Raw genomic sequence first — 14,452 nt, 5'->3', positions numbered from 1 at the left:
GAACGATGACACCAGTTGCAGCCGCGTGGTTTGCCGTCCCGTTCTTCCTGCTGCCCGGGTTCCTGTTCAACCTCATCGCGGGCGCGAAGGGGCCGCGGGCGCTGGCCGCGGCGCTGCCGGTGAGCTTTGGCATCTTCGGTATGAGCGCCTGGGTGTGGGGGCTGACGTCGGCGCCGCTGGACCTGTGGACGCTCGGCGTGAGCCTGGTCGTCGCGTTCGCTGCGGCAGCGGTGTGGCGGTACGCGTTTGCTCGCAAGGCGCGGCGCGGCGGTGCCGTGACGTGGCGGCGCGCGCTCTTCCCCGGGAACTGGCGGAAGGGCAGCCTGCTGGACCTGTACTGGCTGCTGCCCACCGCGGGCGTGGTGGTTGGCGCGTGGCTGCTCATTAGCGAGCGCCTCGGCTGGCTCGTGCGCTCGCCGCACGGCGTGTACAACATCGTCCAGGGGTGGGACGTGCAGTGGCACGCCAACCTGGTGCGCTTCATCATGGATGAGGGGATTGCCTCGCCAACCAGGCTGGGCGAGCTGCAGAACGTGGAGACGCACGCGCAGCTGCTCTACCCGTCGGCGTTCCACACCGGCATCGCGATGTTTGGCAAGGTGGCCGGGCTGGACCCGATCCCTACGCTGAACATCGGCATGATTGTGCTGACGGGTCTGGCACTGCCGGCGACGGCGGCGTGCATGGCTTTTGCGTTCCTGCGCTCGCGCGGGCTGACCGCGCAGATTGCGGGCGGGCTCGCGGCGATCCTCGTGACCGTCGCCCCGCAGCTCATCTGGGTCGGCGACTACGTGGGCATGTGGCCGTACCTGTTTGCCATGTCGCTGACCGGCATGGTCATCTGGCAGTTCGTGCGGGTCCCCGCCGAGCGCATCACGGCGCTGCCCGCGCTGGTGGGGCTGCTCGGCGTGCTCACCGCCCACCCGGCGGCGGTGACCGTGGTGGTCATCGGCGTGGGCCTGTACTGGCTGACCTCCACGCTGGTCGCGCCCGAGCGCGGCCGAATCAGCGATACGCTGTGGCTGGCGGCCCCGGGCATCATCGGCGCGGTGCTGTACCTGCCGCAGGTGTTCGCCGGCTCGGCGCAGGCCGAGGAGGTGTCGGGCTGGAAGCCCGTGGAGAGCGAGGACCTGGACAGCGGGTGGGCGGCCGCGTTCACGATGGACACCCGCCACGTGCACCAGCTGTTCCCGGACTTCGACCCGACCGTGCTGCTGTGGCTGGCGGGGCTGGGCGCGGTGGCGCTGGTGGTGTGGCGCCGCCAGGTGTGGGCCCCGCTGTTCTACGCCATCTGGCTCGCCATCACGGCGAACGCGCTCGCACCGGTGGGCGGCCCGCTTTCCGGGCTGCTCACGCTGGTGGGCAACCTGCACTACAACACGGCGCACCGCCTGATCTTCCCGGTGGCGCTGTCGGTGGCGGTCGGCGCGGCGATCGGGGTCGCGGTGATGATCCGCCTGTTCACGCTCGCGCCGGTGGCCGCGCGGCTGGGCTCCCGGGGATGGGAGAAGGGGAGCGGGGTGGCGTCGATAAGCATTGCCCTGGTGCTTGCCCTGATTGGCACACCGATGGTGCAGGCCGGCGCTGTGGACGGCGAGCGGCGCGCGTTTGACGGCGGGCGCAATGACGACCGCATGGTTGATGATGATGACCTCGCCGCCTGGGATTGGCTGGCCACCCAGCCCGCGGCGTGGAACGGCACGATCATGGGCGATCCGGCCGACGGCCACTCGTGGGCCTACGCGTACAACGGGCTGCCCACGCTGTCGCGCCACTACCTGTGGCCGACCGGCGGGTTGGGCTCCAACATGGACATCACCTACTGGGCCGCCCGCGAGATCGGCGAGGGCCTGCGCGGCGACCCGACTGCGAAGAACATTGTGGACGAGGGTGCGGAGGCGCTGAACATCAAGTTCTACATGCTCAGCCCGGGCGCGTTCTGGCCGATCCAGCTGGAGCGCCTGCAGATGCAGCGCGGCTTCTGGACCTCGCGCGGCCTCACGCCCGTCTATCGCAAGGGCGATGTGGTGATCTTTGCCGTCAACGAGCAGTTCTCCCGCGCTGAGCTCGAGGACATGATTAACGACGCCCACGAGCACGGCTCCGACACGCTCTACCAGCTCGAGCCCGCGAACGGCGGGGCGGGTTACGCTGCGGGGGCAGCGCCTTTGCAGTAGCCTGAAGCGGTCCGGTTCGGGGGAGCCGGGTTCAGACCTCTGGAGGGGGACAAGACCTATGGCGCGCTTGCTGCCAACGACAAAGACGCAGGTTTCCGGGCACCGTTTTCTGCGACGCAGGGTGGAGCACGGCCTGATTCTCGGCGACATCCGCATGATCCACGACCCGCTGTCCTCGCGCCGCCGCGCGATGATCTTCGGGCTAGTGGCGGTGCTGATGATCTCGGGCGTGATGGGGCTGTTTGCGTGGATGCGCCCGAACCCGGACCCGGGCGAGGCGGCGGTGATCCGCGCTGCGGACGGCAGTCTCTTTGCGCGCGTGGACGACACCGTGCACCCGGTGACCAACCTGACCTCGGCCCGCCTGATCGTGGGCGCGCCGGAGGAGCCGGTGCGCGCGGGCGACGAGCACCTGGCCGCGCTCGCCCGGGGCGTGCCGGTGGGGATCGGGGTCGCGCCGTCCGTGTTCGCCCCCGAGGACGCCGAGGACACGCACTGGTCGGCGTGCACCGCGCCCGGCGACGCCGTCGTGGTGCTCGCCTCCGGGGTGCGCAGGCGCACGAAGGCGGCGCTGCGGCGAGAGATCGCCGTGGCCAGCGAGGAGTCGTGGTGCTCGCCGTGCCCGCGCAGGCGCCCCTGCTTGCCGAGGACACCGCGCTCCTCGCCGAAGCCGATGGCCGCGAATGGCTGGTCACCCGCGACGGCCGCACGCAGTTGCCGCCGCCGGCCACGCCGGAAGGCCGCGTGATCCGCCGCGGGCTCGGCATCGACGCCACCACCCCGCGCTGGCGCCCGCCAGCCCCGGTCCTCGGCGCGCTCCGCGAGCACCCGCCGTTCGCCCTACCCAACCCACTGCCGCGCGTGGTCCGCACCGGCACCAGCGACTGGGCGGAAACCTCCCGGGGCGTGCAGGAAATCACCAGCGCCCAGGCGCAAATGCTTATCGACGCCGGCGCCATCCCCTCCGAACTCACACCCCAAGCCGTGGCGGACCGGCCCGACGCCGAGCCCCCGGTGGACATCCGCCTGCCAGCCAGACTCGTCCGCTTCCTCGACCCGGCGGGCGATGCCGCTGATGCCGCTGATGGGGCGCTTGCGACCTGCGCGACCGAAGGTGGCGGGGCCGCTCACCTTCCTGCGAGCGAAGCGCTCGAGGGGAGTGTGTTGCTGTCCGGTGAGGGTCCCGCCACCCGCTTCGCGGGCCTCCCGAGTGGTGCGGTGGCCGTGGACACCGGGCACGGCTACCACGTCGTGGACCAAACCGGGCTGCGCTACGAGGCACCCGACGCGGGAACGCTGGAGACCGTGGGCGTTGCGCGGACCGAGCAGGTGCCGTGGTCGATCGTGCAGCTACTGCCGGCGGGGGAGCGGCTTACTCGCGAGGCCGCGCTGACAGCGACCTACTAGCAAGCAGCTTCTTACTCTGCGGTGGCAGAGTGGATTCGGCCTAAAACCAGCACCCCGGCCCGCCTCAGCCCGACCAGCTAGTTACGCTGCCGCCGCATCCCACGAAGCCCACGCAGCCGCGCCACCCCAACCAGCGCGATGAGCAGTAGGGAAGCGGCGAGGAGAACTTGGCCCAGCCGGCCGACGGACGGTGAGGCGTGTTCTGCGGCGGGGGTGAGGGTGAGCGGTGGGGCGTCGATAAGCGATTGAGGCTCGAGCTGGGTCACGGCGACGTACGGGTCGAGTGCGCCGCCGCTGGGCTGGGATGCGGCGTAGAGGTGCGCGCGCAGCTCGGCGGGGCCCAGGTGCGGGTGGCGCTGCTTGAGTAGGGCCGCGGCACCTGTGACGGCGGGTGCGGCGAAGCTGGTGCCCGCGTAGGGGGCGGGGCCGTTGCTGCCTGCGGTGCCGGTGGCAAAGCCGGTGCCATCGGAGGACAGCGCCAGCGGGACCGTGCCCGCCGCGGAGAGCGAGGGGCCCGGGACGCGGATGGAGTATCCCGCCAGGTCGTGGGCGGTGTCGCGCGCGCTGACGGCGAGCACGGTGGGCGAGTGCGCGGGGTAGACGGCGAAGCCCTGCTTGCACTCGCCGGATTCGTTGCCGGCGGCGGCGACAACGAGCACACCTTCGGCTTCGGCGCGGGCGAGTGCGGCGTCGAGCGGGCCGGTGTCGATGCGCGCCGCGAGCTCCGGCGGTTGGCAGGAAACGACGGAGGCGTTGATGATGTGGGCGCCTTCGTCGATGGCGTTGTGGATGGCGCTGGCTAGCGTAGCGAGCGATCCCGCGGTGGGGTCCTCGCCCTCCTGCGCGTGGTCGCGGTAGTGCGCGGAGGTCTGCCGGATGGAGATGAGCTCGGCGTCGGGCGCCACACCCAGCTCCGTTCCGGCGATGATGCCGGCGACGACGGTGCCGTGCGAGTCGCAGTCGCGAAGCGGGTCGGGGGCGTCGCGGTCCACAAAGTCGCGCCCCGGCCGAAGCTGGTCCAGCTGCGGGTGCGGGTGGACGCCGGTGTCGATGACGGCCACGCGTACCCCGCGTCCGGTGGCAAATGCGTGTGCCTTGGCCAGCGAATCGGTCGCATCGAGCCGCGCGCGTTCGTCCGCGGTGCGCGCGGGAGGCGGAGGTGCGTGGACGGGCACCGCGCAGTCATAGTCCTGGGCGTGTGCCGGCGGGACACACGTCACCGGGGCGGTGGCACAGAGCGCGACCCCCACGGCCCAACTGATGCGGCGCATCGGTCACAGCCCCCGAATCATGGCAAACGCGCCGGTCAGGTGCACGGCCAGCGGGATCGCCGCAATGATGGCCGCGGTTTCGGCGCGCTCGAACCACACGACGGTGGTCGGCTCGAGCTCGGGGACGCGCGGGATCCACAAGCTCGCCGTCGCTGCCACCAGTGCCAAAAACACGGCGAGCGCGATGCACACCGGATGCGGGTGGGCACTGCGTGCGACGGCGACCGCGCAGGCCAGCACCGCCCCGAGCGCCGCGGCGGTGAGCGCGGCCCGCGGCACCGGGTAGTGATTGCGCCCCGCGTAGATGGCCAGCGCGCCCGCGGTGCACACCGCGAAGGCGAACGGCCAGGCCCCGCCGTCCCACACGGTCGCGAGTATCGACGGCACCAGGCAGGCCGCCACCGCGCAGGAGATCGCGGCAACGATGGTCACAGCACGGGCACTTCGCTTATCGACGTCCACCTGGTACCCGTCCGCGGTGGTGAACGCTTCGCCGGCGGTGGGCACGCGCGGCACCTTCAGCCCGGCGGCGCGGGTGGCGATGGCGGGCGTGGAAAGCACTGCGATGAGGCAAGGTGGCGGCCAGCCCGGTGACGGCGCCGCCGACGAGCAGCACGCACGCGGTGGCGGCACCGGCAAGCACCCCCAGCGCCGGGTCGGCACCACCGCCCCACTGCGCGGGCTCACCCGCCACCCAGAGGGCGACGGCGGCACCGGCGAGCGCGGGAAGCGGTGCGAACAGGGACCGCGAACCGGTGCCCATGGAGAGGGCGAACAGGGCGAGCACGCCCAGCCCGAGCGCGACTGGGGTGGATACGAACATGCCGGCCACCACGGCGAGTCCGGCGCAGCCGGCGAAGGAGGCGAACACGCTCAGCCCGCGCGTATCCCGGGCACCGGCGGCGGCCGCGTCGAGGGACTCAGCGGCGTCGCGCACCATGGGCGGTTCGGTGACCTCTTGGGGTCGGAGGACGGCGACGCTGCCGTCGCGAAGCTTCAGCTTGTGCAGCGGCGTCACCATGTCCAGGGGCTCGCCGCCGACGGTGGTGGCCTCCCACGGGCGATGGATGCGCGGCAGCTCCACATACGTGGCGAGTTCCGGGAGGATCTCCGCGAGGGTGGACGAGGTGGGAAGCGTCAGGTCGATGTCGCGGTGGAACGAGACGGCGCTGACGCGGACGGTCATGCGCACGATGTGGTGCGCGGACGTGGCTACCAAGGTATAAACCCCCGTGAATCTGGCGCGGACCCCCATTTGCCGCGCGGTGGTGCCAAGTATGGCGTAAACTGCCGGGCACGTCCACAGCTCGGGGGCTGGTTCGGGGGAACCAGCGGCTGTGGCCAGCAACGATAGGGGGGGGGATTCGTCCCGTGCTCGGAGTCGACCACAACCCGGTGCTCGCGCCAGCGCCGACGCAGCTGGGAGAGGCGCCTGCGCTGCCAGCTGGCGCGCTGCACGCCGAGGCCGTGCCGCAGGCGCAGAAGCAGCAGCCGATGCCCATGCTGCGCATTCTTATGCCCGTGATCATGATGGTGGCGGTCGGCGCGGTGATGGCGCTGATGATGCTTTCGGGGCGCGCCGTGGGGCCGATGATGCTCATCTTCCCGCTCATGATGGCGTTCGGGTTGCTCGCCATGTTCCAACCGCAGGAGCAGCAGGGCGATATGGACGAAACGCGGCGCGTTTATCTGCGCCACCTTGACGCGCTGACGCGTCGGGCGCGCACCAATGCGGTCCAGCAGCGCGAGCACTTCACCTACGTGCACCCTGAGCCCGCGCTGCTGCTCACGGGCGTGCCCACCTACCGGGTGTGGGAGCGCACCGCCGCGAGCCCGGAGGCGCTGCAGGTGCGGCTGGGCACCGGCAACATGGCGCTGTGCACGCCGGTTGAGGTGGAAGACCCGGGCTCGCCCGAGGACTTGGATCCGGTGTGCGCGGTGAGCCTGCGACGTGCCGTCGCGGCGGTGAACACAGTGGCGGGCATGCCGATCGTGGTGCAGCTCGCCGCGTTTCCTTCGGTGACGCTGGCGGGCCCGCGCGCCCGCGAGGTAGCTCGCGCGATCGTGTCCCAGCTGGCGTTCTTCCACGGCCCGGAGCTGGTAGGGCTGGACCTGGAACATTCCGGGATGCGGTGGGCGAAGTGGCTGCCGCACACCAGGGAGCCGGAGCAGGCGGAGTTTCGCGTCGCGGTCCTCGATGCGCAGGCGGAGCCGGACGGGGAGGGGCAGCGGGGGCACGCGGCGTCGATAGCCCAGACTGCCCAGGCCGCGGACTGCGTGATCACGGTGCACCCAGACGCGGACGCGTTTGTGGACGAGCACGCCTTTCACGTTGTGTGCGAGGACACGCTGACGGCGATGACGGAATCTGGCTCCGAGCATCTCGGCACGCCCGACCGGTTCGCGGACGAGGAGGCGCAGATCATCGCTCGCCACCTGGCGTTTTACCGCCGGCCCGACGACGGCACCGGGGCGCGCAAGACGGGCGGGGACCTGCTGGCCATGCTGGGCTATGATGACGTGCAGACGCTGGATATGCACACCATGTGGCCGGGCCGGGAGGGGACCCGGCAGCGGCTGACTGTGCCGATTGGGGCCACGCCGGACGGGCAGGCGGTGTACCTGGACCTCAAGGAGGCGGCGCACGGCGGCATGGGCCCGCACGGACTGTGCATCGGTGCGACGGGCAGCGGTAAGTCGGAGATGCTGCGGAGCTTGGTCGCCGCCCTCGCCGCCACCCATTCGCCTGATGAGCTGAACCTGGTGCTCGTGGACTTCAAGGGCGGCGCGACCTTCCTGGGCTGCGACGCCTTGCCGCACACGTCCGCGGTAATTACCAACCTGGAAGATGAAGCCGTGCTGGTGGAGCGCATGTACGACGCCATCTCAGGGGAGATGAATCGCCGCCAGGAGCTGCTGCGCACCGCCGGGAACTTTGCCAACATCACCGACTACACCGCGGCCCGCCTGCGCGGGGAGGCGCTAGACCCGCTGCCGGCGCTGGTGATCATCGTGGACGAGTTCTCCGAGCTGCTCACACAGCACCCGCACTTTGCTGACCTGTTCGTGGCGGTGGGCAGGCTGGGCCGTTCGCTCGGCGTGCACCTGCTGCTGGCTTCCCAGCGACTGGACGAGGGCAAGCTGCGCGGGTTGGATTCGCACCTGTCGTACCGCATCGGCCTGAAGACGTTTAGCGCGGGCGAGTCCCGCCAGGTCCTGGGCGTGCCGGATGCCTACGAGCTGCCGGGCGAGCCCGGATCCGGATTCCTCAAGGCGGGCTCGCCCGATCTGGTCCGGTTCCGCGCCTCCTACGTGTCTGGCCCGCTGACCAGGCGAGTCGTGGAGGGGGCGTCGGCGGAGGCACCGGCGGTGCGCCTGTTCGAGGGCTGGGAGCCGCCCGCGCTGGAGGCGCAGACGAAGGTGGACACGGATGCCACGACGACCACGCTGGACGCGGTGGTGCAGCGGGCCCGCGAACTCGCGGAGTCGGCGGGGATGCGCGCACACCAGGTGTGGCTGCCGCCGCTGCCCGACGCGCTGGAGCTCCACACCGTCAGCGGGGGCGGCGCGGAGCGGCTCCGGGCACCCGCCGGGCTTATCGACGACCCCTATCGCCAACGCCAAGACCCGCTCATGGTGGACCTCTCCGTCTCCGGCGGGCACATCGCGATCGCTGGTGGGCCGCAGACCGGGAAGTCGTCGGCGCTGCGCACCATCGTGGCCGCCCTCTGCCTGCACCACACCACCGAGGAGCTGGCGGTCTACGGAATCGACGCGGGCAGCGGCGGTCTCGACGACCTGGAGCGCCTGCCGCACGTCGCGGGGGTGGCGCTGCGCAGCGACGAGGAGCGCGTGCGCCGCGTGGTGGATGAGGTGACGGGGGTGATCGAGGTGGCGTCGGCAAGCATGCGCCCCGCGCGCGAGACCATCCTGCTCATCGACGGCTGGCACACGCTCACCGCGCCGGACTCCAAGTTCGAGGACCTCAAGGAGCCGCTCGCGCGCATTGCCTCGGAGGGGCCGGCCGCGGGCGTGCACCTGCTGGTCACGACGCAGCGCTGGAACGCGATCCGCCCAAACGTGCGCGACCTCATTGGCACCCGCTACGAGCTGCACTTGACCGAGCCGATGGACTCGCTCATTGACCGCAAACTCCAGCAAAAACTGCCCGCCAAGCCCGGCCACGGACTCACGCCGGGCGGCAAGCACATGCTGCTCGCCCGCGCGAACACGCAGGACCTCGCGCACATCGCCGCCCAGGCCGCTGACCAAACGCCGGTCCCCAAACTCAAGGTCCTGCCCGCCCACGTCACCACAGGCGCATTGCTTACCGACGCCACGCCCACCCCACCCACAATCCCCCTCGGCATCGGCGGACCGCACCTGGCACCGGTGCGCTGCGAGTCGGGCCACGTCCTGGCCATCGGCGCGGGCGGGTCGGGCAAGTCCACCGTGATTGCCAGCGCGATCACCGCGATCGAGGCGATGGACCGCGAGCAGGCGCGCATGGTCATCTGCGACCCGCGCCGGGCCCACCTGGGCCGCGCGTCGGACGAGATGACTGCGGCGTACGCGGCTTCGTCGACGGCGATCGCGGACGCGACCAAGGCGCTGGTGACCACGATGCGGTCCCGCTTGCCCGGCGCGGACGTCACCCCGGCGCAGCTGGCGCAGCGCTCCTGGTGGTCCGGGCCGGACATCTACCTGGTCATCGACGACCTGGAGCTCGTCGGCGACGAGCACTTGCGCGACGTCGTGGCGCTGCTTCCGCACGCCCGGGACATCGGCCTGCACGTGGTGGCCGCCCGCAAGTTCGGCGGCGTCTCGCGAGCCCTGTTCGGCGGCTTCCTCGGCGCGATGAAGGACGTGCACCCGGATGTGCTGGTGATGGACGGCACCCGCGACGAGGGCGCCTTGTTCGGCGTGAAGCCGACGCCGCAGGCCCCGGGGCGGGCGACGCTGGTGCAGGCCGGGACCACGGTGGGCACGGTGCAGCTGTGTGCCCCGTATGAGGAAGGAGAACACCTATGACCAGTACCTTTACTTCTCAAGACACGCCGACGCTGCGCGTGGTCATCACGAAACAGGCCACCACCTTTTCCGGCGCGGCAAACCTGCACCGCCTGGACGCGCCGACACCGGCTGAGGTGGCGCGCAACGTGCGCAGCATCTTCGGGCCCGACCCGGGCGGGGCGCACGTGCACCTCGTGGCCCAGGAGTCTGTGATCCACGCGGTGGACCAAGCGCTCGCAGATTATGACGTCCACCTCACCGGCGAACTCGCCACGGACGAATGGGAGCGCAGCGACGCTCACGAGCCTGAGCAGGCTAGCGCAGCGCCAGAGCCGCGGCACCGGCTCCGGGAGGAGCCCGACGGCATCGGGCCCGCCGAGGCGTACCCGGCTCGGCCTTCGCCGGTGCGGCGACCACAGCCGGAGCAGGGGCTTGCGGGCGAGCTGGCGCCGGACACGGACCGCCGCGGCACGTGGGTCCTCGCCGGCGTCGTCGGGGTGGTTGTGCTCGCGTGCGCCGTGGCGGTATGGCTCACCGTCCGGGGCTTGTTTGGGGAGACCGGGGTGGATGGAGCCGGGGGAGGGGGCGTCGATAAGCATGAAGCCCCTGCGCCCGAAGTGATTGAGCAGGAGGGTCTGAGCGTCGAGCTGCCCGCCGGGTTTACGTTGGAGCAGGACGGCGACATGTGGCGCGCGGTCGGGCCCGACCCGAACTTCCGATTGCAGCTGAGCGTGGACGATCGGTTCAACCTGCCCCCGGAGACGCTTGCGGAGCAGCTGCGCAAAGATATTGCGCTTGACGACGACGTCGAGCTGGTCACCACCGACGGGCACGCAGTGACTTACCTGGAGCGGGCGGCGGACGGCTCGCAGGCGCTGTGGAAGACCTGGCCCGAGGGCAACGTGCAGCTCTCGGTGGGGTGCCACACACGCGAAGCACCGACGCAGATCCAGGAAGCGACGTGCGCGATGGCAATGAATTCTGCGCGCTTTGATGAGGGAAACGTGCAGGTAGAGGCGGATAAAGGGGTGGTTGCCTTGGAAGGGTAGAAAACTTTTTTCTCAACCGAGGGAACCGACGGGCATGTTTTTACGTCCAATATATGAACAGCACAACACAGTGACTGTTTGCCAACCAGACACTCTTGATACGAGGGGGAACCATGAGCAACTTTCAGACTGAAGCCGATGTGATGCGCTCCACGGCAGACCACGCTGACTCCGTCAACGCGGACGTCAACCGCGAGATCGACCGGATCCAGGGGGTCGCCGAGTCCGTCCGCACGTTCTGGCAGGGCAGCGCGCAGCGCAGCTTCGACGGCTTGATGATGCGTTACGACGACGCACAGCGTCGACTCACCGAGGCGCTGACGGACATCTCGCACAACATCCGCGACAACGCCAAGCACTACGAGAACACCGACGTGGCCACCACCGAGAGCCTGGACCAGCTGTCCGGCTCCGCGGGACTGGCGCTGTAACCACAACTCACACACCACCGAAAGGACACCACTGACATGCACATCAAGTACGACTTTGGCCAGATCGGCAGCACCGCCCAGGACATCCGCACCTCCGCCGCCACCATCAACGGCCAGCTCAACGAGCTCAAGGAGGTCATCCGTCCGATGACGGCGACCTGGGAAGGCGAGGCCGCGACCAGCTACATGGCGCACCAGGCCAAGTGGGATCAGGCGGCGGCGGATCTCAACGAGATCCTCAACCAGATCGCCAACACCGTCGAGGACGGCAACAACACCATGAGCGCCGTTAACAACGCCGCAGCAAACAGCTGGGGCTAACGGGGAGCCTCGGGGGGGAGATTCGGGGGAATCGATACAGGGGGAAACGTGAGCGCCGCTGCGGGATTGGGGGATCCTGCGGCGGCGCTTCGCTGTTTTGGAGCTGAGGTGGGCATCGCGTATGGTTATACCCCTGTGTGTCCTGCCGGTTTGAACCGGCGACGCGCCCATCGGGTCTCCACCGGCCGCCGTTGGGGGTGCGGGCACCGAAGTATGGCCGGCAGCCATCTAGACAGACTTTAAGGAGTCATGCATGTCTACTTACCACCCGAAGAGCGGTGACATTACCCGTAAGTGGTACGTCATCGACGCAACCGACGTGGTGCTGGGCAAGCTCGCTTCCACCGCAGCGGACATCCTGCGTGGCAAGCACAAGCCGCAGTTCGCACCGAACGTTGACACCGGCGATCACGTCATCGTGATCAACGCCGACAAGATCCACATCTCCTCGAACAAGCGCGATCGTGAGATGCGCTACCGCCACTCCGGTTACCCGGGTGGTCTGAAGTCCATGACCCTGGGCCGCGCCCTGGACGAGCGTCCGGACCGCGTGATCGAGGAAGCTGTGAAGGGCATGATGCCGCACAACAAGCTTTCCCGTCAGTCCATCAAGAAGCTTCACGTCTTCGTCGGCGACGAGCACCCGTACGCTGCGCAGAAGCCGGAAACCTACGAGTTTAAGCAGGTGGCACAGTAATGACCGAGCCGAACACCAACGCAGAGAACAACGTTGCAGACGCTGGCGACATCGACGCCGCCACCGCCGCAACCGAGGAATTCAACTACACCATCGGCGACGCAGTTGCGCCTGAGGTTGACGAGTCCGAGGAGACCGTCGCCGAGCCGGTGAACCTGCACGAGGGCCCGATCCAGACCGTTGGTCGCCGTAAGCGCGCAATCGCTCGCATCACCGTGACCGAGGGCGAGGGCAAGATCACCGTCAACGGCCGCGAGTTCGAGGAGTACTTCCCGAACAAGCTGCACCAGCAGGACATCCTCCTGCCGCTGACGCTGCTCGAGCGCGAAGGCCAGTTCAACATCAAGGCCAACCTCAACGGTGGCGGCCCGACCGGCCAGGCAGGCGCACTGCGTCTGGCCATCGCCCGCGCACTCAACGTGTACAACCCGGCTGAGCGCCCGACCCTGAAGAAGGCCGGCCTGCTCACCCGTGACGCACGTGCCGTCGAGCGCAAGAAGGCAGGTCTGCACAAGGCCCGTCGCGCACCGCAGTACTCCAAGCGTTAATCGCTTCCCTTACTGCAAGGCTTTACGCCGTCGCCCCGTTCAACTGGGGTGGCGGCGTTTTGTCGTTGGTGGGGGTGGGACCTGTACGCCGCCGGGGTGTGCTGCATAATTGTCGGTATGACTCGAATGTTTGGAACTGACGGCGTCCGTGGACTTGCAAACGAGAAGCTCACGGCGTCCCTGGCAATGAAACTAGGCGCGGCGGCCGCGACCGTGCTGACGCGCGACCGGCGCTCCACCAAGCGCCGCCCGACCGCCCTGATTGGGCGTGACCCGCGCGTTTCCGGCGAGATGCTGGCGGCGGCGATGGCGGCGGGGATGGCGTCGAAAGGCGTGGACGTGCTCCGCGTCGGCGTGATTCCTACGCCGGGCCTGGCGTTCCTGACTGATGATTACGGCGCGGACATCGGCGTAATGATTTCCGCCTCCCACAACCCGATGCCGGACAACGGCATCAAGTTCTTCTCCGCGGGCGGCAAGAAGCTGCCGGACGACGTTGAGGACGAGATCGAGCGGACCATGGCCACGCTGGAGGAGACCGGCCCCACCGGCACCGGCATCGGCCGCGTGATCGAGGAGGCACCGGACGCGCAGGAGCGCTACCTCGCGCACCTCGCCGAGGCGATGACCACCGACCTCAGCGGTATTAAGGTCGTGGTGGACTGTGCCAATGGCGCGGCGTCGGAAGTCGCCCCGAAGGCGTACGAGGCCGCGGGCGCCGAAGTGACCGCGATCCACAACGCTCCGAACGCCTTCAACATCAATGACGGCTCCGGCTCGACCCACATGGACCAGATCCAGAAAGCCGTGGTTGAGCACGGCGCAGACATCGGGCTGGCGCACGACGGCGACGCGGACCGCTGCCTGGCCGTGGATGCGGAGGGCAACATTGTCGACGGCGACCAGATCATGGCCATCCTGGCCACCGGCATGAAGGAGCGCAGCTCCCTGGCGGACAACACCCTCGTCGCCACCGTGATGAGCAACCTTGGCCTGAAGCTTGCGATGCAGCGCGAGGGCATCGCCGTCGAGGAGACCGCGGTGGGCGACCGCTACGTGCTCGAGGCGCTCAACCGCAGCGGCTTCTCGCTCGGCGGCGAGCAGTCCGGGCACATCGTCGTGCCCGCCCACGCCACGACTGGCGACGGCACCCTGTCCGGCCTGCTGCTCATGGCGCGCATGGCGGAGACCGGCAAGACGCTCGCCGAGCTGGCGCAGGTGATGCAGGTGCTGCCGCAGCAGCTGATCAACGTGCCGGTGTCGGATAAGTCCGCCATTCTCAGGGACCCGGAGGTCATCGCCGCGAAGGAAGCCGCAGAGGCGGAGCTGGGAGACCAGGGCCGCGTCCTGCTGCGCGCCTCCGGCACCGAGGAGATCTTCCGCGTGATGGTGGAGGCTTCGGACGAGAAGCACGCACGCGAGGTGGCCGGTCGCCTCGCCGCCGTGGTCGCGGCCGTGTAGTCTGCGAGCAGGCGTCCCGCGCAGTCGGTTCCCTCTCCCCGGAAACAAGGGGTTTGAAAAAGTTTCCGGGGAGAGGG

Annotated in this window: 13 protein-coding genes; 10 read left to right on the top strand and 3 right to left on the bottom strand. The window is 69.4% G+C overall.

Annotated elements, in window-relative coordinates; all coding sequences use genetic code 11:
- Window positions 1-5 precede the first annotated feature (5 nt).
- The 3 genes from CKJ84_RS09440 to CKJ84_RS12615 are packed head-to-tail and all read left to right on the top strand — an operon-like array spanning window position 6 to window position 3,584.
- The gene (locus CKJ84_RS09440; RefSeq protein ID WP_095546790.1) at window positions 6-2,177 is read left to right on the top strand and encodes a DUF6541 family protein; all 2,172 of its coding nucleotides are present in this window, start codon (window positions 6-8) and stop codon (window positions 2,175-2,177) included.
- A gap of 58 nt (window positions 2,178-2,235) precedes the next feature.
- A complete protein-coding gene (eccB, locus tag CKJ84_RS12620; RefSeq protein ID WP_095546789.1) occupies window positions 2,236-2,925 on the top strand; it encodes a type VII secretion protein EccB in 690 nt (229 codons plus the stop codon).
- Window positions 2,814-3,584, top strand: a complete 771-nt coding sequence (locus CKJ84_RS12615) for a type VII secretion protein EccB (protein WP_255407230.1) — start codon at window positions 2,814-2,816, stop codon at window positions 3,582-3,584. The genes eccB and CKJ84_RS12615 overlap by 112 nt, the downstream gene beginning before the upstream one ends.
- 77 nt (window positions 3,585-3,661) lie before the next feature.
- Here the strand turns inward: CKJ84_RS12615 and CKJ84_RS09425 are convergent, their stop codons facing one another.
- The 3 genes from CKJ84_RS09425 to CKJ84_RS09415 are packed head-to-tail and all read right to left on the bottom strand — an operon-like array spanning window position 3,662 to window position 6,074.
- The gene (locus CKJ84_RS09425; protein ID WP_095546787.1) at window positions 3,662-4,855 is read right to left on the bottom strand and encodes a S8 family serine peptidase; all 1,194 of its coding nucleotides are present in this window, start codon (window positions 4,853-4,855) and stop codon (window positions 3,662-3,664) included.
- A 3-nt stretch (window positions 4,856-4,858) separates the two neighbouring features.
- The gene (locus CKJ84_RS09420; RefSeq protein ID WP_233125654.1) at window positions 4,859-5,371 is read right to left on the bottom strand and encodes a hypothetical protein; all 513 of its coding nucleotides are present in this window, start codon (window positions 5,369-5,371) and stop codon (window positions 4,859-4,861) included.
- Complete coding sequence (locus CKJ84_RS09415; protein WP_158221693.1) at window positions 5,304-6,074, bottom strand: EsaB/YukD family protein; 771 nt, start codon at window positions 6,072-6,074, stop codon at window positions 5,304-5,306. Before CKJ84_RS09415 ends, CKJ84_RS09420 begins: the two co-directional genes overlap by 68 nt.
- Window positions 6,075-6,226: 152 nt before the next feature.
- Here CKJ84_RS09415 and eccCa point away from each other — a divergent pair, with 152 nt between their 5' ends.
- The 7 genes from eccCa (at window position 6,227) to glmM (ending at window position 14,375) form a co-directional block, all read left to right on the top strand.
- Window positions 6,227-9,886 carry a type VII secretion protein EccCa gene (eccCa, locus tag CKJ84_RS12645; protein WP_095546784.1) on the top strand — a complete coding sequence of 1,220 codons (3,660 nt, stop codon included), beginning with the start codon at window positions 6,227-6,229 and terminating at the stop codon, window positions 9,884-9,886.
- A complete protein-coding gene (locus CKJ84_RS09405) occupies window positions 9,883-10,917 on the top strand; it encodes a type VII secretion-associated protein (RefSeq protein ID WP_095546783.1) in 1,035 nt (344 codons plus the stop codon). Before eccCa ends, CKJ84_RS09405 begins: the two co-directional genes overlap by 4 nt.
- Window positions 10,918-11,030: 113 nt before the next feature.
- On the top strand, window positions 11,031-11,348 hold the full coding sequence (locus tag CKJ84_RS09400; protein WP_095546782.1) for a WXG100 family type VII secretion target: 318 nt from the start codon (window positions 11,031-11,033) through the stop codon (window positions 11,346-11,348).
- Window positions 11,349-11,384: 36 nt separating this feature from the next.
- Entirely contained in the window at window positions 11,385-11,669 is a 285-nt protein-coding gene (locus CKJ84_RS09395) for a WXG100 family type VII secretion target (RefSeq protein ID WP_095277827.1), read from the top strand.
- 253 nt (window positions 11,670-11,922) lie between these two features.
- Window positions 11,923-12,366 (top strand): 50S ribosomal protein L13, encoded by a 444-nt coding sequence (gene rplM / locus CKJ84_RS09390; protein ID WP_038588493.1) that lies wholly within the window; start codon window positions 11,923-11,925, stop codon window positions 12,364-12,366.
- Complete coding sequence (gene rpsI / locus CKJ84_RS09385) at window positions 12,366-12,914, top strand: 30S ribosomal protein S9 (RefSeq protein ID WP_095277824.1); 549 nt, start codon at window positions 12,366-12,368, stop codon at window positions 12,912-12,914. The genes rplM and rpsI overlap by 1 nt, the downstream gene beginning before the upstream one ends.
- 117 nt (window positions 12,915-13,031) lie before the next feature.
- Window positions 13,032-14,375: a phosphoglucosamine mutase gene (gene glmM, locus CKJ84_RS09380; protein WP_095546781.1), complete on the top strand. Its 1,344-nt coding sequence runs from the start codon at window positions 13,032-13,034 to the stop codon at window positions 14,373-14,375.
- Window positions 14,376-14,452: the final 77 nt, after the last annotated feature.

The sequence above is a fragment of the Corynebacterium sp. NML 120412 genome, assembly GCF_002285155.1.
GTDB lineage: Bacteria > Actinomycetota > Actinomycetes > Mycobacteriales > Mycobacteriaceae > Corynebacterium > Corynebacterium gottingense.
The sequence above is the reverse complement of the archived record's forward strand: the minus strand, read 5'-3'. Positions and strand labels throughout refer to the sequence as shown.

What these genes read in the sequence shown, in the direction of transcription:
- CKJ84_RS09440 (WP_095546790.1), top strand. Translation starts at nt 6, where the DNA reads ATGACACCAGTTGCAGCCGCGTGGTTTGCCGTCCCGTTCTTCCTGCTG.
- CKJ84_RS09405 (WP_095546783.1), top strand. Translation starts at nt 9,883, where the DNA reads ATGACCAGTACCTTTACTTCTCAAGACACGCCGACGCTGCGCGTGGTC.
- glmM (WP_095546781.1), top strand. Translation starts at nt 13,032, where the DNA reads ATGACTCGAATGTTTGGAACTGACGGCGTCCGTGGACTTGCAAACGAG.
- CKJ84_RS09425 (WP_095546787.1), bottom strand. Translation starts at nt 4,855, where the DNA reads ATGCGCCGCATCAGTTGGGCCGTGGGGGTCGCGCTCTGTGCCACCGCC.
- CKJ84_RS09400 (WP_095546782.1), top strand. Translation starts at nt 11,031, where the DNA reads ATGAGCAACTTTCAGACTGAAGCCGATGTGATGCGCTCCACGGCAGAC.
- rplM (WP_038588493.1), top strand. Translation starts at nt 11,923, where the DNA reads ATGTCTACTTACCACCCGAAGAGCGGTGACATTACCCGTAAGTGGTAC.
- eccB (WP_095546789.1), top strand. Translation starts at nt 2,236, where the DNA reads ATGGCGCGCTTGCTGCCAACGACAAAGACGCAGGTTTCCGGGCACCGT.
- CKJ84_RS09395 (WP_095277827.1), top strand. Translation starts at nt 11,385, where the DNA reads ATGCACATCAAGTACGACTTTGGCCAGATCGGCAGCACCGCCCAGGAC.
- rpsI (WP_095277824.1), top strand. Translation starts at nt 12,366, where the DNA reads ATGACCGAGCCGAACACCAACGCAGAGAACAACGTTGCAGACGCTGGC.